General features: G+C 71.4%; 21 protein-coding genes. 11 read left to right on the top strand and 10 right to left on the bottom strand.

What is annotated here, in order from left to right; genetic code table 11:
* The first annotated feature begins 91 nt into the window (after positions 1 to 91).
* Complete coding sequence (gene rnhA, locus ACLQ28_RS29730) at positions 92 to 568, top strand: ribonuclease HI (protein ID WP_425689575.1); 477 nt, start codon at positions 92 to 94, stop codon at positions 566 to 568.
* 7 nt (positions 569 to 575) lie between these two features.
* Here rnhA and ACLQ28_RS29725 read toward each other — a convergent pair whose 3' ends face one another.
* The 3 genes from ACLQ28_RS29725 to ACLQ28_RS29715 form a co-directional block, all read right to left on the bottom strand.
* Positions 576 to 812 (bottom strand): preprotein translocase YidC, encoded by a 237-nt coding sequence (locus ACLQ28_RS29725; RefSeq protein ID WP_425689574.1) that lies wholly within the window; start codon positions 810 to 812, stop codon positions 576 to 578.
* Between the two features lie 72 nt (positions 813 to 884).
* Positions 885 to 1,760 (bottom strand): pentapeptide repeat-containing protein, encoded by an 876-nt coding sequence (locus tag ACLQ28_RS29720; RefSeq protein ID WP_425689573.1) that lies wholly within the window; start codon positions 1,758 to 1,760, stop codon positions 885 to 887.
* A 74-nt stretch (positions 1,761 to 1,834) separates the two neighbouring features.
* Complete coding sequence (locus ACLQ28_RS29715; RefSeq protein WP_425689572.1) at positions 1,835 to 2,932, bottom strand: DUF5919 domain-containing protein; 1,098 nt, start codon at positions 2,930 to 2,932, stop codon at positions 1,835 to 1,837.
* 181 nt (positions 2,933 to 3,113) lie between these two features.
* Here ACLQ28_RS29715 and ACLQ28_RS29710 point away from each other — a divergent pair, with 181 nt between their 5' ends.
* Both ACLQ28_RS29710 and ACLQ28_RS29705 read left to right on the top strand, forming a co-directional pair.
* On the top strand, positions 3,114 to 3,722 hold the full coding sequence (locus tag ACLQ28_RS29710; protein WP_425689571.1) for a hypothetical protein: 609 nt from the start codon (positions 3,114 to 3,116) through the stop codon (positions 3,720 to 3,722).
* 34 nt (positions 3,723 to 3,756) lie between these two features.
* Entirely contained in the window at positions 3,757 to 4,359 is a 603-nt protein-coding gene (locus ACLQ28_RS29705) for an MBL fold metallo-hydrolase (RefSeq protein WP_425689570.1), read from the top strand.
* Positions 4,360 to 4,577: 218 nt separating this feature from the next.
* Here ACLQ28_RS29705 and ACLQ28_RS29700 read toward each other — a convergent pair whose 3' ends face one another.
* From ACLQ28_RS29700 to ACLQ28_RS29690, 3 genes are all read right to left on the bottom strand, one after another.
* Complete coding sequence (locus ACLQ28_RS29700) at positions 4,578 to 5,999, bottom strand: DUF6297 family protein (RefSeq protein ID WP_425689569.1); 1,422 nt, start codon at positions 5,997 to 5,999, stop codon at positions 4,578 to 4,580.
* On the bottom strand, positions 5,996 to 6,619 hold the full coding sequence (locus tag ACLQ28_RS29695; protein WP_425689568.1) for an ABC transporter ATP-binding protein: 624 nt from the start codon (positions 6,617 to 6,619) through the stop codon (positions 5,996 to 5,998). Before ACLQ28_RS29695 ends, ACLQ28_RS29700 begins: the two co-directional genes overlap by 4 nt.
* A 94-nt stretch (positions 6,620 to 6,713) precedes the next feature.
* Positions 6,714 to 7,688, bottom strand: coding sequence for a helix-turn-helix transcriptional regulator (locus ACLQ28_RS29690; RefSeq protein WP_425689567.1), 975 nt, complete (start codon positions 7,686 to 7,688; stop codon positions 6,714 to 6,716).
* Between the two features lie 44 nt (positions 7,689 to 7,732).
* On the opposite strand from ACLQ28_RS29690, the gene ACLQ28_RS29685 reads away from it, so the two are divergent.
* From ACLQ28_RS29685 to ACLQ28_RS29675, 3 genes are read left to right on the top strand one after another with little or no spacing between them, the layout of a single operon-like run.
* A complete protein-coding gene (locus tag ACLQ28_RS29685) occupies positions 7,733 to 8,212 on the top strand; it encodes a hypothetical protein (RefSeq protein ID WP_425689566.1) in 480 nt (159 codons plus the stop codon).
* Positions 8,212 to 8,670 (top strand): hypothetical protein, encoded by a 459-nt coding sequence (locus ACLQ28_RS29680; RefSeq protein ID WP_425689565.1) that lies wholly within the window; start codon positions 8,212 to 8,214, stop codon positions 8,668 to 8,670. Before ACLQ28_RS29685 ends, ACLQ28_RS29680 begins: the two co-directional genes overlap by 1 nt.
* 59 nt (positions 8,671 to 8,729) lie before the next feature.
* Entirely contained in the window at positions 8,730 to 10,205 is a 1,476-nt protein-coding gene (locus tag ACLQ28_RS29675; protein WP_425689564.1) for a flavin-containing monooxygenase, read from the top strand.
* 12 nt (positions 10,206 to 10,217) lie between these two features.
* On the opposite strand, the gene ACLQ28_RS29670 is transcribed toward ACLQ28_RS29675, so the two are convergent.
* Both ACLQ28_RS29670 and ACLQ28_RS29665 read right to left on the bottom strand, forming a co-directional pair.
* Positions 10,218 to 11,405 (bottom strand): low temperature requirement protein A, encoded by a 1,188-nt coding sequence (locus ACLQ28_RS29670; protein ID WP_425689563.1) that lies wholly within the window; start codon positions 11,403 to 11,405, stop codon positions 10,218 to 10,220.
* 20 nt (positions 11,406 to 11,425) lie between these two features.
* A complete protein-coding gene (locus tag ACLQ28_RS29665) occupies positions 11,426 to 11,845 on the bottom strand; it encodes a hypothetical protein (protein ID WP_425689562.1) in 420 nt (139 codons plus the stop codon).
* Positions 11,846 to 12,030: 185 nt separating this feature from the next.
* On the opposite strand from ACLQ28_RS29665, the gene ACLQ28_RS29660 reads away from it, so the two are divergent.
* Positions 12,031 to 13,116, top strand: a complete 1,086-nt coding sequence (locus tag ACLQ28_RS29660; protein ID WP_425689561.1) for an S-(hydroxymethyl)mycothiol dehydrogenase — start codon at positions 12,031 to 12,033, stop codon at positions 13,114 to 13,116.
* Positions 13,116 to 13,745 (top strand): MBL fold metallo-hydrolase, encoded by a 630-nt coding sequence (locus ACLQ28_RS29655; protein WP_425689560.1) that lies wholly within the window; start codon positions 13,116 to 13,118, stop codon positions 13,743 to 13,745. Before ACLQ28_RS29660 ends, ACLQ28_RS29655 begins: the two co-directional genes overlap by 1 nt.
* Before the next feature lie 30 nt (positions 13,746 to 13,775).
* On the opposite strand, the gene tsaA is transcribed toward ACLQ28_RS29655, so the two are convergent.
* Positions 13,776 to 14,204, bottom strand: coding sequence for a tRNA (N6-threonylcarbamoyladenosine(37)-N6)-methyltransferase TrmO (gene tsaA, locus ACLQ28_RS29650; protein ID WP_425689559.1), 429 nt, complete (start codon positions 14,202 to 14,204; stop codon positions 13,776 to 13,778).
* 126 nt (positions 14,205 to 14,330) lie between these two features.
* On the opposite strand from tsaA, the gene ACLQ28_RS29645 reads away from it, so the two are divergent.
* Positions 14,331 to 14,795, top strand: coding sequence for a VOC family protein (locus tag ACLQ28_RS29645; protein WP_425689558.1), 465 nt, complete (start codon positions 14,331 to 14,333; stop codon positions 14,793 to 14,795).
* Between the two features lie 832 nt (positions 14,796 to 15,627).
* Complete coding sequence (locus ACLQ28_RS29640; protein ID WP_425689557.1) at positions 15,628 to 16,389, top strand: hypothetical protein; 762 nt, start codon at positions 15,628 to 15,630, stop codon at positions 16,387 to 16,389.
* 67 nt (positions 16,390 to 16,456) lie between these two features.
* On the opposite strand, the gene ACLQ28_RS29635 is transcribed toward ACLQ28_RS29640, so the two are convergent.
* A complete protein-coding gene (locus ACLQ28_RS29635; protein WP_425689556.1) occupies positions 16,457 to 17,824 on the bottom strand; it encodes a hypothetical protein in 1,368 nt (455 codons plus the stop codon).
* Positions 17,825 to 18,116: 292 nt separating this feature from the next.
* Here ACLQ28_RS29635 and ACLQ28_RS29630 point away from each other — a divergent pair, with 292 nt between their 5' ends.
* Positions 18,117 to 18,428: a MazG-like family protein gene (locus ACLQ28_RS29630; RefSeq protein WP_425689555.1), complete on the top strand. Its 312-nt coding sequence runs from the start codon at positions 18,117 to 18,119 to the stop codon at positions 18,426 to 18,428.
* Positions 18,429 to 18,812 lie beyond the last annotated feature (384 nt).

Here is an 18,812-nt window from a genome sequence, read left to right as displayed (position 1 = left end):
GGGAGTGGGGCACCGTGTGCGGTGCCGACGCCTCGGCGCGGCGGCCCCCCGAGCACGGAGGGTGGCGGCACCGACCGGTAGGTTGCCGGGCATGGTGGACGCGGTGGCCGGCAAAGGCGTGCAGATCTGGACCGACGGGGCGTGCAGTGGCAACCCCGGGCCGGGCGGCTGGGGTGCGCTGCTGCGCTACGGCGACCACGAGCGGGAGTTGTGCGGCGGCGAGGCCACGCCGACGACCAACAACCGGATGGAGTTGATGGCGGCCATCCAGGCGTTGGAGAGCCTGAACCGGCCGGTCACCGTGGAGTTGCACACCGACAGCACGTACGTCCGCAACGGCATCACCAGCTGGCTGGCGTCGTGGAAACGCAACGGCTGGCGGACGGCCGCGAAGCAGCCGGTCAAGAACGCCGACCTGTGGCAGCGGCTGGAGGCGGCCTGCGAGCGGCACGAGGTCACCTGGCTGTGGGTCAAGGGGCACAACGGGCACCCGGAGAACGAGCGGGCCGACGGGCTGGCCAACAAGGGCATGACTGAGGCACGTTCGGCGGCCCCGGCCAGCCGCTGACCCTGCGTCAGCGGGTCGCGTCCGGATGCCCGGGCATGCTGGAACCGCCGCCGCTGCTGCCGGACGAACCGCCGGCGACACCCGAGTTGTCGTCCTCGGTCACGATGTCCGGCCGTACGTCGGTGCCGTCCGTCGGAGGGACCTCGGTGTCCGCCTCGACCTGCACCAACGGCACCTGGCCGGCCTCGTCCTCGCTGTGCTGCGGGTCACCCGGCAGCTCACCGTCGCGCTTTCGGTAGCCCACGCCGTGCCCCCCGTCGATGCCGGTCCGCGTCGGCGCTGGCTACCCGGCGTCGTCAGGGCCGAAACCTCGCGCTCAGCGGCGCCGGCTCCGCCGGGCAGGTGCGTTGGCCCGGGACGGTTGGCGTAGCGGGGTGAGCGGCAACGCCGTCCAGTGCGTCGGCCGGGTGAGCGTCGCCGGCAGCCCGGCACGTGCGTCGCCCCGCGCCGAGTCCAGTTGGGCCTGGTGCAGGAAGAGGGTGGCCCGCAGGTCCGCGCCTCGCAGATCGGCCCCGCGCAGGTCCGCGCCTGTGACGTCGGCCAGGCTCAGGTCGCCCCCACGCAGGTCGGCGCCGATCAGCAGCGCCCCGCGCAGGTTGGCCCGGCGTAGGTCGACCCGGCGTAGGTCGGCGCCGATCAGGTGGGCACCCCGGTGGTCGGCACCCCCCGGAGAGCGGACCGCGTCGCTGGCCCGGGACAGCAGCGGGTTGACCCGGTCTCGATGTGCGCCGGCGTCCACGGCACGCAGCTGCGTCAGATCACCCTCGGTGAGCGCCGTGGTCTCGGCACGAGCACGCTCCAACCCGTCGCGCAGGTCGGCCGGTAGGCGCAGCGCCACCGCCTCGGTGAGATACCAGAGCAGCTCGTGCAGCGGCCGCAGCACGGCGAACGCCTCCGCCATCCCCGGCAGCGTCTCCGGTGCGTCGCGCCAGTCCCGCCCGCCGAAGGTGACCTGGGCGACCTGCTGACCGGCACCGAAGCAGTCGAACACCGTACAACCGGCGAATCCGCGTTGCCGCAGGTCGGTGTGGATGCCGCAACGGTGGTCCGGGCGCAGGTTGGGGCAGGGCTGCCCGGCCGGCTTGTCGATGGCGAAGTCCGCCGACGCGGCGAAGGCCGGCACCACGCAGCACAGCCCGAAGCAGCGTTCGCAGTCGGCGCGTAGCTGGGCCGGTGCGGGGTTGGGCGACACGCGGATGGTCCTCCTGACCGTCAGAGCGGGCCTCGAATATTACGCCGCGCCGCGCCGACCGGGCGATTCTGGGGTTACCGTCCGTGCGCGTCACCAGCCGCAGCGGCGCGGGGTGCCGGGGTACGCGGGCCACCCGGTGGCGGAACCAGGCGGTAGATCTCCCGATCCCCGTCGCCATGCCCGTACTTCTGGTCGAAGTGCCGTTCCACGACGGCAGGCGGCGTGCGGTCCCCGTCGGTTGGCTCAGCCAGTGTGAACACCGCAGGGGGTACCCCGGGTGCGCGGGGCGGCAACGCGGCTCGCATGGTCAGCGGCGCGGTCACCCGGAACCCGCGGCAGTCGACGTAGTGCTGCCCGTCCACCGTCGCGTACGGCAACCGCACCTCGACCACGTCCGAGCCATCGTGACGCAACGTGACCGTGACCGACCAGTACCGCTCCAGATCCAGGGTTGCCTGCTCGTGCTCCCACAGCTCCTCGAACCGGGCGTGCACGAACCCGCCCCACGGGCTGTCCATGTCCACCTCCAACTGAGGCACGTTGAACGACAACTTTCCGATCGGGAAGAACGAGATCAGCGCACGCCCGTCCCACTGGTAGAGCTGGATCGACGGGGACGCGTCGTAGAGCCGGACCTGTAGGCGGTGCCGCAGCCGGGAGTCGAGGGCGTCGGCGAAGGCGGCCAGGTGGCGCAGGTTGGTGCGAATCTGTCGCGGGACGTCCACCCGTTGCCGTTCCAGCTCCTCGGAGCGCTGCTGGGCAGCGGTGCAGTCCGGGTCGAGCAGGAGCAACTGCACCTGGGCGCCGTTGGCGAGCGCTGCCCGGATCGCGGTCAGGGTCTCCTCGCGGTACCGCTGCTCCAGCAGGATCGTCCAGGTGTCGAGGATGCGCACCCGGCGACCGGAGCGGTGCAGCCGCGTCACGAACGTCTGCTGGTCGAAGCTCAGGTGCTCCTGCACCCGCGCCTTGCGGGCCTCCTCGAACAGCGGGTCGAAGATGACGTACGAGATGGCCGCGAGCACCACGCTGGAACCGAGGTTGAGCAGCAGGTCACTGAGGAAGCCGGTGCTGAGCCAGGCGGCCAGCAGCATGAGGGCGGCGATCACGAGCAGCGACCCTCCGACGACGAACGCGCGTCGTTGCCGCCCGCCCCGACCAGCCCACCCGGGCATCCGGTCCCCTTCCGCCGTCGGTCGGCGCCACCGCTGCGAGGTGATCACCGGAATTCGGAGAATACGTGCCCGCTTTGCTGCGCGCTGTCCCGTTCGGGGTCGGTCAGTTCGCCGATTGGACCACCTCCACCGCTCATAGGGTGACGGTAACGGTGTCGGGCGACTGCGGAGGGTGGGCGGGATGGACGACGGTGAACGGGAGAAGGCGCTCCTCACCGCCCTGACCACCGAGCACTACGCGTTGCAGACGTCCCGGGCCGGCACCATCGCCGAGGCCACCGGCCGCGCCACCATCTTCCTGTCCGTCCTGTCGGCGGCACTGATCGGCCTCGGCTTCGTCGCCACAAACGACAAGGTGGTCCGGCCCTACCTGGCCGCGGTGCTGCCCACCCTGGTGATCATCGGGGTGCTGACGTTCCTGCGGCTGGTGGAGACCACCGTGGAGAACTCGTTGGACCTGCGGCGGATCCAGCGCATCCGTGCCTACTACCACCATCGGTTCGCCGCCGAGCATGACTTCTTCGCCGACGCGGTGATGGCCGACGACGCCATGAGCACGGCCTGGAACCTGGTCGGTACGACGCCGGGGCGATGGGAGTTCCTGCTGACCACGGCCGCGCTGGTGGGTGCGGTCAACGCGGTACTGAGCGGGCTCGGCATCGCCCTGGTGGCCGCGGCGGCGGGGGTCGGGGGCGTGCTGACGGTCCTCGCCGGGGTGCTCGTCGCGGTGGTGGCGTTCGGTGTGCAGTTCGTGTACATCGTTCGGGTGTCGGCCGGGCGGCGGGGCTGACCGCCCGCTGACCGCCCGACGTACCGTCGGCGGGATGCGGATCACCCGATTCACCCACGCCTGTGTCCGTGTCGAGCACGACGGCGGGGTGCTGGTCGTCGACCCGGGAACGTGGAGCGAGCCTCGCGCCCTGGTCGGCGCGGACGCTGTCCTGATCACCCACGAGCACACCGACCACGTGGACGTGTTGCGGCTGGCCGGCCTCGGTGTCCCCGTGTACGCCCCCGAGGGCGCCCGGCTGCCGGATCTCGCCCCGCTGCCGGTCACCCGGGTCGGCGCCGGGCAGCGCTTCACGGCAGCCGGCATCGAGGTCAGCGCCCACGGCGGTCGGCACGCGTTCATTCACGAGGGACAGCCCGACTGCCCCAACCTCGGCTACCTGATCGGCGACGGGCTCTACCACCCGGGCGACTCGCTGCACGTGCCGGACGAGCCGGTGCACACCCTGCTCGTCCCGGCCCAGGGGTCGTGGTTGCGCCTCGACGAGGCGATCCGCTTCGCTGGTGCCGTGGGCGCGGCGGCGACGTACCCGATCCACGACGCGCAGCTCAACGAGCGTGGCCTGGCCAGCGTCGCCGGCTGGTTCGCCGAGACGATCCCCGGCTACCGTCACCTCGTTCCCGGCGACACCGCCTGACGCAGCCGGGCCTCCTGATCACCGCCGGAGCCGCCGCGCGCCTCTTCGCCAGCGGGGTAACAAGATGCGCGTCGCCGCCTTTGCTCTGCTTCAGCCGAGGCAACACCGCACGTCCGATATCCGGACACTGGGTGTTGCCTGGATTGAAGCAGAGCAAAGGCGGCGTCCGACCTGGGTGCGTCCCCCGGGGCCCGGATGGCGGGGATGGGCATGGGAGCTCAGCCCAGGAACAGCTGGACCAGGACCAGCACGGCGAGCAGCGCGGGCCCGCGTGAGCCCTGACGCAGCAGGTCGATCGGGATCATCCCGAACGGCGTGTTGACCGTCGCGCCGCCGTAGTCGATCGGTGGGCGGGTGCCGGCCCGGAACACGGCGAGCACCACTCCGAGCGCCAGCGTCGGTGCCAGCGAGGCCGGCCCCGGGTCGACGGTCGGCATGGTCAGCAACCACCACAGGCCCGCGCCGATCGCCGGCACCACCACGTGGATCCCGCGCAGCAGGGCGTCGCTGCCGCCGAGCGCCCGGCGCAGCCCGGCTGAGCGGCTGATCGACCGTAGGCCGCCGGTCAGCCGGTTGGCGGCGAGGTAGGCGAACACCACCTGTGCGGCGCCGGCCAGCCCGGGCAGGGCGAGCGCGGCGGCGTACTGGACTCCGATGAGGGCCGCCCAGATCAGCAGGGCGCTCGGGTGGCGGCGCAGCCGGCGTACGTCGGCCTGCAGCAGCGCCCACCAGCCGGGGCCGGGCAGGAACCGGCGACTGTGAACCCGGCCGATCCGCCGCCAGCGCCGGCTCTCCACCAGGCTGGCGAGCAGGCTCGGGTCCAGCAGGATCGTGGCCGTGGCCGCAGCGTTGGCGAACTGGGCGCCGGTGGTCAGCGTGGCCCGGTCGACCCGGGGCAGTGCGCGTACCGCGAGGATCGTGCCCAGACCCGCGAGGGGCACCGCGAGGGCGAACAGCGCGACGGTCGGCATCGCCGCCGGCCGGGGCAGCCCGTCGCCGAGGTGACCGACGAGCACCACCACGGTGGTGAGGACGGCGGCCGCCACCATCGGCACCGCACCGGCCACCGTTGGCCACCGTCGGCCCGTGCTGTTGCTCTGGGCGACGACGCTGAGCGCCAGCGCCGCCGCACCCCATCCCGCGCCGGCTGCTGCCGCCCAGCCCAGCGCGGCCGGGTCGGTGACACCGCCGAGCGCCGCCACGGCCACCCCGAGCGTCGCGGTGCCCGCCGCGGCACCGACCAGCAGGATGACGAAGCGCGGTGCCAGCCAGGCCCGCCGGTCCACCGGTGCGCTTGTCGCCCAGCTCTGCGTGGCCGGTGTGACCAGCAGCGGGCCGAGGGCGCGCAGGCCACGCCAGGCGAGGCCTGCGCCGGCCAGCAGCGCGGCGACCGCCAGCCACCACCGCACGCCCGGCTCAGCCTGCCCCACCGTCGGGGAATCCAGTATGTCGCGGCTGGCGCTGATCGCGAACCAGCCGTACATGCCCACGAACAGGACCATGACGTACGCGTCACCCAGCACATCGCCGAGCGAATGGTCGTGGTGCCGGCTGCGGGCCCGGCGCAGGTGCGCACGCAGTTGCCGGGCGGTGGGCACCCCGGTCGTCGGGTCGGCGATCGTGGCCGGTGGGGCGGTCACCGGCCGATCTCGATGCGCTCGTCGACGACCGCGTCGATCAGCTCCGGGTCGTGCGAGGCCAGCAGCACGGCGGTGCCGGCGTCCCGTTCCCGGCGCAGCCGGTCGGCGAGCCACTGCCGTCCGCGTACGTCCAGCCGCTGCTCCGGCTCGTCCAGGACCAGCACCCGGCGTGGCCGTACGAAACACGACGCCAGCGCCAGCCGGCGGCGCTGCCCGCTGGACAGGGTCACCGGCAGCTGGTCACGGGCCGGCTCCAAGCCCAACTCGGCGAGGACCTCCTCGACCGGTTCGGCGTTACCCCCGTGTGCGTACGCGACCAGCTCCAGGTGCTCGACCACGGACAGGTCGGGGAAGAAGTCGATGTCGTCCAGGGCGGCGGCCACCAGCGCTCGCACCTCAGGGTCGGTCTCGTCGGCGCGGCGGCCCTGCACCCGCACCTCGCCCGCGTCGGGTCGGTCGGCGCCGACCACACAGCGCAGCAGGGTGGTCTTGCCGCTGCCGTTGGGGCCCAGCACCACCGCGATCCTGCCCGCCGGGAGCGTGAAGCTCACGTCGTCGAGCACGACCAGGTTGCCGAAGTTGCGGCTAAGTCCCCGTACCGAGAGCGCGTCCACGATCACAGAGTCTCCCAGACCGGTGCCAGCGGCCAACGTGAGCGACCTACGTCACGCCCGATCATGGTTCGGCTGGTGGTGTGTCGACGCGGCCGTCCAGTTATCGGCAGTAGAGCGCGGCGAGCCCGGTCGCCGTGGCGGCCAGGCGTTCGCGTAGCGCGATCGGGGTCAGCACCTCGACGTCGGCGCCGAGGCGCAGCAGGTCGCCGTGGGCATGGGTGAGCGACTCGATCGGCAGCACCGCGATCACCCAGCCCTGCGCGTCCGGTTGGCCGGCGCTGGCATCCATCGCAGTGACCACCGGGTCGCTGCCGATCTCCCGCAGTCGCGCCCGCCCGGCGGGGGAGAGCCGGACGGTGGCCTCGTCGCGGTGCAGTCGGGCCCGGAACTGCACGACGTGCGCCCGCCACCAGGCCGGCAGGTCGAAGTCGGCGGGTCGGTCGAACTCCTGTGTCAGCGGAGTCAGCGCGAGGATCTGGTTGACCCGGTAGGTCGCCGGCGCGCCCCGGCCGGGTTGGTCGGCCACCACGTACCAGCGGCCACCCTTGAGCACCAGGCCGTACGGCTCCAACACCCGGGTCACCTCGCCGTTCCAGCCGCGGTAGCGCACCTCGATGCGGTGCTGCCGCCAGACCGCCTCGGCTGTGCGGGCCAGCTCGGGGGAGGCGTCACCGTCGGCATACCACCCGGGAGTGTCCAGGTGGAAGCGTTGCTGGAGTTGGGTCGCCCGGTCGCGCAGCGGCGCGGGGAGGGCGGCGTGCAGCTTGAGTTGCAGTGCGGCCACCACGTCGCCATAGCCCAACTCGTCGGCGGGGCCGGGCAGCCCGGCGAGGAAGAGCCGGTCGGCTTCCTCGGCGGTCAGCCCGGTCAGTCTGGTCCGCCAGCCGTCGACGAGTTGGTAGCCGCCGGCGTGCCCGGCCTCTCCGTAGAGGGGGATGCCGGCGGCGTGCAGTGCCTCCACATCCCGGTAGATCGTGCGGGGGGAGACGGTCAACCGCTCGGCGAGTTGCGTGGCGGTCAGCCGGCCGTGCTGCTGGAGCAGCAGGAGGAGGGAAAGAAGTCGAGAAGCCCGCACTTCACTGACACTAGTTGTCAGGGGACCGGTCCTACCGTCCCGGCATGGCATTTCGCGACAAGGAACTACGAACGCCCGGACCGGTGGTGGTGGACGGCCGGCAGCTCAAGCGCTACCACATCGACCAGCCGGAACGGCCGCTCGAACCGGAGGTGGAGAAGGCCGCGTACGACATGTTGCCCGCGCTGCTGGCCGAGGTCGTCGACGACGGAACTCCGCCCGCCGGGTGGGTGGTGCTGCACCGGGGCGCGGACACCGGCGCCTATCTGTTGGCGTACACCTGGGTCTGGGACAACGCGCTGGAGGTCCGCGTCGCCGCGGCCGGGCAACCGGCGCTGAACTGCCCGGACGACGACCCGACCCACTTCGTCGAGGTACGTCGACCCGCCGTCGGCTGCGTGTGGGAGTTGGCGGTGCTGGAGCACGAGCGGGCAGCCTGGGTCCACCACATGCTTGCGCCGGACCACCCCAACCTGGCTGGATATCTGGACGACACACGAGCGGAAGGGCCGGTGGGCCGCTGATGGGCGACTTCGACTTCTATGTGGGCACGTGGAACGTGGTGAACCGGCGGCTGCGCAAGCGGTTGGTGGGCTCCGACGAGTGGGACGAATTTCCGGGGGTGTCGGTCGCGCACAGCTTCTTCGGTGGTGGCGGCAACTTCGACGAGATCACCTTCCCGACCAGGGGTTCCGCGGGCGCCACGGTCCGGATCTTCGACCCGGTGCGCGAGGAGTGGTCGATCTACTGGATGAGCAGCGTCGACGGCGTGCTGGGGCAGCCGCCGATGGTGGGCCGCTTCGTCGACGGCGTCGGCCGCTTCTACGCCGACGACCAGCACGAGGGGCGGCCGGTGCGCTGCCGGTTCATCTGGTCGGACATCAGCGCGACCACGGCCCGCTGGGAACAGGCGTTCTCCGTCGACGGCGAGCAGACCTGGGAGACCAACTGGATCATGACGTCCACCAAGGTGTCCGACTAGTTTCTTGCCATCCGGGCGCGGTGTTAATGTCCGTCCACCGCCCCGGATGGAGGAACTCGATGGCCTCCGACCACGTCGACGTGCTCATCATCGGCGCCGGCCTGTCCGGCATCGGGGCGGCCTGCCACCTGCGCCGCGACTGCCCCGACAAGACGTACGCGGTGCTGGAGGCACGCGACGCCATCGGCGGCACCTGGGACCTGTTCCGCTACCCGGGCATCCGCTCCGACTCGGACATGTTCACCCTCGGCTACTCGTTCAAGCCGTGGACCGCTCCGAAGGCCATCGCCGACGGCACGACCATCCGCGAGTACGTCCGGGAGACCGCCCGAGAGTACGACGTGCAGCGGCACATCCGCTTCGGCCACCGGGTGTTGCGCGCCGTTTGGGACAGCGCCACCGCCCGGTGGACGGTGCACGCCCAACGCATCGACACCACCGAGGCAGTGGTGGTGACCTGCTCGTTCCTCTTCGCCTGCACCGGCTACTACCGCTACGACGAGGGTTACACGCCGCCCCTGCCCGGGGTCGACGCGTACACCGGGCGGCTGGTGCACCCGCAGCACTGGCCCGACGACCTCGATTACACCGGCAAGCGGGTGGTGGTGATCGGCAGTGGCGCCACCGCGGTCACCCTGGTGCCGGCGATGGCGCAGCGGGCCGCCCACGTGACGATGCTCCAGCGCTCCCCGACGTACGTCATGGCGTTGCCCTCGCGTGACCGGCTGGCCGGCGCGCTGCGGCGCTGGCTGCCCGCGAAGGCCGCGTATCCGGTGGTGCGTTGGAAGAACGTGCTGCTGTCCACCGTCAACTTCCAGCTCAGCCGGCGTGCGCCCGGCCTGGTGAAGCGGATGCTGCGCCGGGCCGCGCGGGGCCGGCTCCCGGTGGGGTACGACGTCGACCGGCACTTCTCGCCGCGCTACGACCCGTGGGATCAGCGGCTCTGCGTGGCACCCGACGGTGACCTGTTCACGGCCGTGCGGCAGGGCAACGCGTCGGTGGTCACCGACACCATCGACACCTTCACCGCGCAGGGTGCCCGGTTGACCTCCGGCGCGGAGTTGCCCGCCGACATCGTGATCACCGCGACCGGGCTCAACCTGCTCGCCCTCGGTGGCCTGACGCTGCGGGTGGACGGCGTCGACGTCGACCTCGCGAGCACCGTCGCCTACAAGGGCATGATGGTGTCGGGCGTGCCGAACTTCGCCCTGACCATCGGCTACACCAACGCGTCCTGGACGCTCAAGGCCGACCTGGTCGCCGGCTACGTCTGCCGACTGCTGCGCCACCTGGACCGCACCGACCAGCAGATCGTCACCCCGCTCCCACCGCCCGATGCCGAGCGGGTGCCGCTCATCGACCTGCGCTCCGGCTACGTGCTGCGCGCCGTCGACGCGCTGCCCAAGCAGGGTGCGACCGCGCCGTGGCGGCTGCACCAGAACTACCCCCGCGATGTGCTGCTGATGCGGCACGGCAGTCTCACCGACGCGGGTGTGCGGTTCTCCCGAGCCGCAGAGGTCACCGCGCCGGCGTGACCGGCGGCGCGGTCACTGTGGTGTGCCGCGCCGGTTCTCCTCCTGTGCCAGCACCGCCTCGCGGCGCACCAGCACGGTCAGCGTCACGAGAGCGACAAGCAGCGCTGCGAGCACGTACACCGGGGTTGGTCCGAGCGGAGCGAGCAGGGCCAGCAACGCGACGACCGGGAAGGCGACGACCACCACGCCGTGCTGCTGGCGGCGTACGTGCAGCACCCAGACCGTGAGCAGGAAGACGGCGATCGGGGTGGCCACCGCGTACCCGGCGGTGATCCCGGAAATGTCCGTGCGGTGCCGCTCGACATCCACCCAAACCCCCAGCCCGGCACCGATCGCGGCGATCGCCGCGAAGATCAGGTAGTGGCCATAACCCCAGATCAGGGAGTACGGCAGCCGGGAGGGCGCCTCGATCGGCCGGTCGAAGTAGAGCCACCAGAGGGCGAACACGATGACCGCGCCGGCCGCCGCCAGCGACCAGAGGCCATGCTCACCGGCGTCGAGCCCGGTCTGGATGGCCATCGAGATGGCCAGGACCGCTTCGCCGAGCACGATCAGAGTGAACAGCCCGTACCGCTCGGTGATGTGCCGGGGGTGCCACGGGGTCATGCCGGGGCGTTCGGCCACCGCCGGCACCAGCAGGTCGGCCAGCCCCAGCAGCACGAACGACGCGATGCCCCACTCGGCGGGCAGCACCAGCCGCAGCAGCCAGCCGAGCTGCACCACCGTCACGCCGATCGCGTAGCGGCGCGCCGCCAGGCGGTGCGTGGGGTCGCCGGCGGCCGCTCGACTCCACTGCACGACGGCAGCCAGCCGCATCACCACGTACCCGTAGGTGATGACGGCGAAATCGCCGCCGGCGAAGGCGCGTGGCACCCCGGCTGCCAGGATCAACGCCCCGGAGATCTGCACCAGCGTGGTGATCCGGTAGACATCGTCGTCGGTGTCGTAGGCCGAGGCGAACCAGGTGAAGTTCACCCACGACCACCAGATCGCGAAGAACACCATGGCGTAGCTTGTCGCCGCGTGGCCGAGGTGCCCCTCAGCGACGTCGTGGTGCAGGCTGCTCGCCGCCTGCGCGACCGCCACCACGAAACACAGGTCGAAGAAGAGTTCCAACGGGGTGGCCGCCCGGTGCGGCTCGTCGCGGCGACGGGGCCTCATTGGCCGGTAGAACGGCCGCACCGAACGCGGAACGGTCAACGCAGCTCCTCAGGCTGCGATCACCGGCGCCGACGGCCGTGGGTCAGCCCCTCCAACACCAGCGTCAGCCCGGCGCCGACCAGCCAGACGTCCTTGGCGATCCCGGCGCCCTGCTGCGTCGGTCGGATGCTGCCCGGCTCCCGCATCCCCGGCGTCTTCAGGTACAACTGGATCAGGCCCGCGCCGAACGCCGTCAGACCCAGCCCGACCAGGGGCGCCGGGACGAACGGCGCGAGCAGAGCGCCCCCCAGCGCGATCTCCGAGTACGACAGCAGCTTGGCGAAGCGCGGTGGATCCAGCTGGGCGAGTTGCGGCATGGCGGCGACCGCCATCCCGTGCATGCCCTCCGCAGCGGCACCCTCCAGGCTGCGCTTCTCCAGACCCGAGTTGAGAAAGTACGCGCCGATGCTGACCCGCAGCGGCAGGTGCGCGAGCTTCATGGTCACTCCCGATGGCCGTGGTCGAATGGGGCCCGCGTACCCCGGACTGCTCGCGATAACCCGCCGGGCCGGCTGGGCTGGCCGTGGTGGTCGCGGTAGGTTCGCCGGGGGGCCCACCGCCGAGCCCGTGGCGCATCTGCCCACCCGGCGCCCGGCCCTGCCGCACACCACCAGCAGGAGGCGAAGTGAGCCAGGAAGTCCGGGGAGTCATCTCCCGCAGTAAGGGCGCGCCGGTCGAGGTCACCACCATCGTCGTGCCCGATCCCGGGCCCGGTGAGGCGATCGTCCGGATCCAGTCCTGCGGCGTCTGCCACACCGACCTGCACTACCGCGAGGGTGGCATCAACGACGAGTACCCGTTCCTGCTCGGTCACGAGGCGGCGGGCATCGTCGAACAGGTGGGCGAGGGCGTCACCGACGTTGTCCCGGGCGATTTCGTGGTGCTCAACTGGCGTGCGGTCTGCGGCGTCTGCCGCGCCTGCCGCCGGGGTCGCCCGTGGTATTGCTTCAACACCCACAACGCCAAGCAGCGGATGACCCTGACCGACGGCACCGAGCTGGCCCCGGCGCTGGGCATCGGCGCGTTCGCCGAGAAGACCCTGGTGCACGCCGGGCAGTGCACCAAGGTGGACCCGGCGGCCCGACCGGCTGCCGTGGGTCTGCTCGGCTGCGGGGTGATGGCCGGGCTGGGCGCGGCAATGAACACCGGCAACGTCACCCGCGGCGACTCGGTCGCGGTGATCGGGTGCGGCGGCGTCGGGGACGCGGCGGTCGCTGGTGCGGCCCTTGCCGGCGCGACGACGATCGTCGCGGTGGACACCGACAGCCGCAAACTGGACTGGGCCCGCAAGTTCGGCGCCACGCACACTGTGAACGCCTCCGAAACCGATCCCGTCGAGGCGATCCGTGCCGCCACCGGCGGCTTCGGTGCCGATGTCGTGATCGACGCGGTGGGCCGACCGGAGACCTGGAAGCAGGCGTTCTACGCGCGGGACCTGGCCGGCACGGTGGTGCTGGTCGGCGTTCCGACCCCGCAGATGCAGATCGAGCTGCCGCTGCTGGACGTCTTCGGGCGCGGTGGCGCCCTCAAGTCCAGCTGGTACGGCGACTGCCTGCCCAGCCGTGACTTCCCCATGCTCACCGAGCTGTACCTGCAGGGCCGGCTCGACCTGGACGCGTTCGTCACCGAGGAGATCGCGCTCGACCAGGTCGAGAACGCGTTCGACCGGATGCACCACGGCGACGTGCTCCGCTCGGTGGTGGTGTTCTGATGACCGCCCGGGTCGACCGCGCGGTCACCTCGGGCACGTTCTCCCTCGACGGGCAGACCTTCGACGTGGACAACAACGTGTGGGTGATCGGCGACGACAGCGAGTGCGTCGTGCTGGACGCGCCGCACGATGTAGCCACGATCCTCGCCCTGGTGGGCGACCGGCAGGTCCGGGCGATCCTGGCCACCCACGCCCACGACGATCACGTCCGGGTGGCACCCGAGCTGGCCGAGGCCACCGGCGCGCCCGTGCTGCTGCACGCCGCCGACCGGGTCCTCTGGGACATGGTCCACCCGCACCTGCCGCCGCACGGCGAGCTGCACGACGGGCAGAACATCGAGGTGGCCGGCACCACGCTGCGGGTGCTGCACACCCCCGGGCACAGCCCCGGCGCGTGCAGCTTCCACGCCCCGAATCTGGGTGTGGTGTTCACCGGCGACACCCTCTTCGCCGGCGGCCCCGGTGCGACCGGCCGCTCGTACAGCGATTTCGACACCATCGTCCGGTCGATCCAAACCCGCCTGCTCACCCTGGCGGGGGAGACGGTCGTGCACACCGGCCACGGGGACGACACGACGATCGGCGCGGAGGCTCCGCATCTGCAGGAGTGGCTGGCCCGGGGTCACTGACTCCTGCTGGTTGGGGCGTGGTCGGCGGGCTCAGCGCTCGTCGACCGCGCCCAGCACCGGTTTGACGTCCAGGATCGGGGTGCCGTCCAGCGCCTCCAGGTCGGCCACCTCGACGCACAGCCCGTCCACCGCCAGGACCCGCACCCGGTGCAGCCCGATGGGGTTGGGCCGGTGCGGTGACCGGGTGCTGAACACCCCTGTCTCCGGCCGGCTCTCGTCGCCGCGGGGATGCACCGCCAACACGTCGCGTCGGGCGCGGTCCAGCCAGGTCAACACCAACAGCTCCGCACCGACCCGCAGGTCGCGCAGGGCCTGCTCGACCTGCGGATCGAAGACCAACCACGCCGTCGGCGCACCCTCGTCGCCCTGCCGGGGGGCGCTCGCCGCGTCGGTCAGCGGCGAGAGGACCCGCCCCACCGGATGCAGCACGTACCCGTCGTCGCCACCTGCCTCGTCCACCGGTCTGCTCCCTCCCGAACGGTCCCAACCTAGCGCCGTCGCGACGCCAAGGCCTGTTTCATGCGGCGGTCGAGCCGAGGCGGAGTCCGGGCGGCGATCCGGCAAGGCGGCCTTAGGATCCCATCCATGGTCGACGACTCGCACGTCCCCGTTGTCCGTCAGCTGCGCCTCGTGGTGGAGGCAGCGGACCACGAGGCCGCCGTCGCGTTCTTCCGCGACGCGCTCGGCCTGCCCGAGGAGGCGGCTTTCAGCGGCGACGGAGACGCCCGGGTGGTGATCCTGGACGCCGGCCGGGCCACCCTGGAGATCGCCAACCCGGCACAGAAACGCATGATCGACGAGGTCGAGGTGGGCCGTCAGGTCGCGCCCCGCATCCGGGTGGCCTTCGAGGTGGACGACGCCAGGGCGACGACGGCCCGACTGGTCGCCGCCGGGGCGAACGAGATCGCGCCGCCCACGCGCACGCCGTGGCAGTCCCTCAACTCCCGCCTCGACGCCCCCGCAGACCTGCAGATCACCGTCTTTGAGGAGCTGCGAGACGAACCGGCAGGGTCGGACGGCGCGCACCCCGGACGCGACGGCAACGGCTGAGCCGGCCCGCCGTTGTCGGATGATTTGTCCCGGGCGTCTGTCGTGCCGGGCTGAGTCGTGACCGGGTCTGTCGTGCCGGGCTGAGTCGTGACCGGGTCTGTCGTGCCGGGCTGAGTCGTGACCGGGTCTGTCCTGTCGGGCTGAGTCGGCCAGCGGGGTCCGTTGTCCCGCGCTGGGCCGTGACCGGCTTCGTCGTATTCGCTGTGGAGCCGGCCTGCGCTGGTCCGGGTTGGCGCCGGTTGCGGCGGGAGATCGACTCCATATCCCCGACATTGCGGTATCCGTGTGCCGGGACACCACCAGGTCGCCGATATGGTGTGGATCATGCGCCCGTCGTCCTGAGTCGTGAGCGGTCCGTTGGCCTGGGCTGGGCCGGTCGTCCGGTTCGGGGGCTGTTCGGGGAGATTGTCCGTTCCGTGAGTTGATCCGGTTCCGCGATTGCCCGGTGCCCTTGAGGTCGCTCAAGAATGGCCCTGCGCCGATCCGGGTTGGCGCCGGTTGCGGCGGGAGGTCGACTCCATATCCCCGACATTGGGGCATCCGCGTGCCGGGACACCACCAGATCGCCGATATGGAGTGGATCACGCGCTTGTCGCCCGGATCGGTGAGGAGACGGGTCGGTCGCCGTCGCTCGGGTGAGGAGACGGACTGGTCGTCCGATTCCCGAGAGTGGCCAGGGCCGCGCGTTGCCGAGGGACCGGCATTTCCGGAATGCCCGACACGTGAGCCCGGTTGTGTCCCCCGTACCGTCGGAGCTCAAACCCTCTTCCGCGGACAACTCCCGAGGAGCGTTCACCCCGGAGCGCTCCGCACGATCGAGAGGGCCACCATCGTGAAGGTCGACTTCACCCGATGGCTCCCCGCCATCGCCAAGGACTCGTACCGCAAGACCGCGCTGAGCGTGGTGGGTGTCGCCGCCCTCGGCGGTCTGGCGCTCGCGCCGACCGCTACCGCCGCCCCGGTCACCACCGGACCGCACCAGGGCGCCGTCGCCGCCATCGACCTCGCCACCGGCAAGACTGCCGGCAAGGCTGCTGACAAGACTGCTGACAAGGCTGCCGACAAGGCTGCCACCCCGGCGCACCAAGAGGACCAGCCCGTCGAGTCGGGGCTGACCACGGGCTCCGCCACCGGCAAGCCGCCGGCCGGCAAGCCCAGCCGCGACCAGCTGATTCCGCACGGCATCGAAGGCGCGCAGTCGCGTATTCCGCTCGACGACGCGCAACTGGCCAACGCCCGGGCGATCGTCCACGCCGCCAAGAAGACCGGTGTCGGTGACCGGGGAGCAGTGATCGGCGTCGCCACCTCGTTGCAGGAGTCGAAGCTGTACAACCTCGGTCACCTCGGCGCGTACAACGACCACGACTCGCAGGGCCTGTTCCAGCAGCGCCCGTCGTCCGGTTGGGGCACGCCTGACCAGGTCACTGACCCGGAGTACGCCGCCACGGCCTTCTTCACCGCACTCAAGAACATCGCAGGTTGGCAGGACCTGCCGCTGACCGCCGCCGCGCAGACCGTTCAGGTGTCCGCCTTCCCGTACGCCTACGCGCAGTGGGAAGAGCAGGCCGCGGACATCGTCCAGCAGATCTGGTGACACCAGGCGACACACGCCGGCCGGCCCCGATCAGGGGGCCGGCCGGTGTCGTCGTATCCCGAGTGTGTCAGCAGGCGGGGTAGAGGCGGCGGGTGCCGACGCCAGCGGCGTACGCGTCCCGGTCGCTGAACCGGCAGCCATAGTCGGGTCGGCCAACCACCGCCGGGTTCGTCACGTTGTCGCCGGCCGGGCGCTTGCCGGTGCGTACCCAGGACACCAGGTCATCCCAGGCGGCGCCGGCCTCGGCCGGGCTGAACTCGCAGTGCTGCGTGGTCCGGATGGCCCGCTGCACGACCACCTTGCCGCGACCGTTGCGCGCCACGTCGGTGGCGTACGCCTGCTCCATGCTGAACGGTACGAACAGGTCGCCGAGGCCGTGCAGGCTGAGCACCGGCGCGGTGGGCCGACCGGCGATTCGCGGCACCTCGGTCAGCGTCGGCAGGAGCCGCTGCACGAGGTTCTCCGGGGCGACCCGCTGCACGGTGGCGTTGACGTTGACCGGGCTGTTCGGGGTGTAACGGGTCAGCAGGTTGGTGGAGAGCTGACCGGGCCGCTCGGCGGGGGAGTCACCGCCACTCGTCGCCATGATCGAGAAGAGGAAGTCCTTCCAGACCGTGAACGCCGCGTCCGCACCCGGGCGTGCCCCGCCCGAACGGTTCACCGTGATCGCCCGCAACTGCTTGCCCCGGTCGGTGGTGGTGTCCGGCCCGGTGGGAGTCAGCCCGGCCAGACCGAGCGCCACCTGGATGCGGGGCGCCGCGTTGGTCAGATAGTCAGCCGGCGTGGGGTAGGCCGGCACCCCGGCGAGCGACTGCGCGACCAGGTTGTAGTCCAGGTAGAAGTCGAGCAACGTCTGATCGCCGAGCACCCCGCACATCGGCAGCGCCCCGTCGTAGGAGCCGGGATACTGCTCCAGGGAGCGACCGATGACGTACCCGCCCATCGACACCCCGGCGAGATAAGTGTGGTGTGGTCGGCTAACCGTCCGTCCGAAGTGGTCGGCGAGATCTTTGGTCCCGAACACCCCGGAGCGGATGTCGAAGCCGTTACGGTCGTACGAGGACGACGCCCAGGCGTACCCCTGCTCCAGGAGACGTTGACGCAACCCGAAGCCCGGCGGCTCCGGCGAGAGCACCGTGGCCTGGCCGCGGTAGCCATGCGCCCACAGCACCAGGTCGCCGTTCCACCGGGCGGGGACCTCGATGATGTACCCGGCGTGGCGGTGCACGCCCTGGCGTACCGTCGTCGGATTGCCACCCACGACCAGCGGGGCCAACGGCGGATTCTCGATGGTGTACCCGGGCAGCGGCTGGCCGCCGCTCGGGTCGCGACCGGTGGCGCTGGCCGGCGCGGCACCAGCCAGCCCGACCGCAAGGGTCAACGTCGCGGTGGCGGCAAGCAGGCGGCGGAGGGTACGAACGGGTGTGGACAGCATCGATGCTCCCCATCGGACGGATGTCGCCCGGGGGCGACCAGGCGGGACGGTTGCCTACCGGCCGGTGGCGACCTGAACCTAGGACTCCGGTCGATCAGTGTCAATGGCTGCGCTGACCGGCCGGTCAAGCGCACCTGTCCGGCCGATCAGACCAGTCCGTACGCCTCGACGAGTGGCTGAGGACTACCCGCAGCCGTGTGCCAACCGGGCGACCCTTCTCGTCGGCCACGCGCTGGTCGTTGGCACCCCCCGCTTGCCAGGGTCGGCGGGCCGGTCGGGTTGACTGGTCGGCGTGGACAAGTCGATCTGGGAGGCGGCCCGTGCGTCGCGCAGCTGGTTGGACACGGCGAACGGCACTGGGCAGACCGAACTGACCTGCCGCATCCTCAAGCTGACGGAGGAGGCGGGGGAGGCTTCAGCCGCCTGGATCGGTCTGCTCGGGCAGAATCCGCGCAAGGGCGTCACACACACCCGCGAGGACGTCGCAGCTGAGTTGGCCGACGTCGCCTTCACGGCGCTGGTGGCCATCGAGAGCCTGGGGCTGGACGCACAAACGGTCCTGGACGCCTGCGCCGCGAAGGTGCGCTCCCGCCTGACGGATTAGAGGCGGGGCCCGCTGACGCCTTCGGCTCGGACGCCTTCGGCCTGGACGCCTTCGGCCTGGACGCCTTCGGCCTGCGCCGGGCGCTGTGCTCCGTCTCGCTCCGGGACATTGACACCGTCCACCGACTCCGAGGCAATTGGGCGCTTTGTCCGGGTATCCGCCCCGCCGCTGGCCGGCCATCCCCCATGATCCACTCCATGTCGCCGATGTTGGGGTATCGCGCCGCCCGGATACCGCCACATCGGCGATACGGAGTGGGTCATGCCCGGCTGCACAGCCTGAGGCCTCGCCCGCTGGCCAGGTCTGGGTGGTTTGTCCGGTCTGGGGTGCTCTGGGCTGTGACCGGTGGCATCCCTGGCTCGGAATCATGGCCGGGTCGGGGTC

It is taken from the genome of Micromonospora sp. DT201 (assembly GCF_049841575.1).
Taxonomy (GTDB): Bacteria; Actinomycetota; Actinomycetes; order Mycobacteriales; family Micromonosporaceae; genus Micromonospora.
The sequence above is the reverse complement of the archived record's forward strand: the minus strand, read 5'-3'. Positions and strand labels throughout refer to the sequence as shown.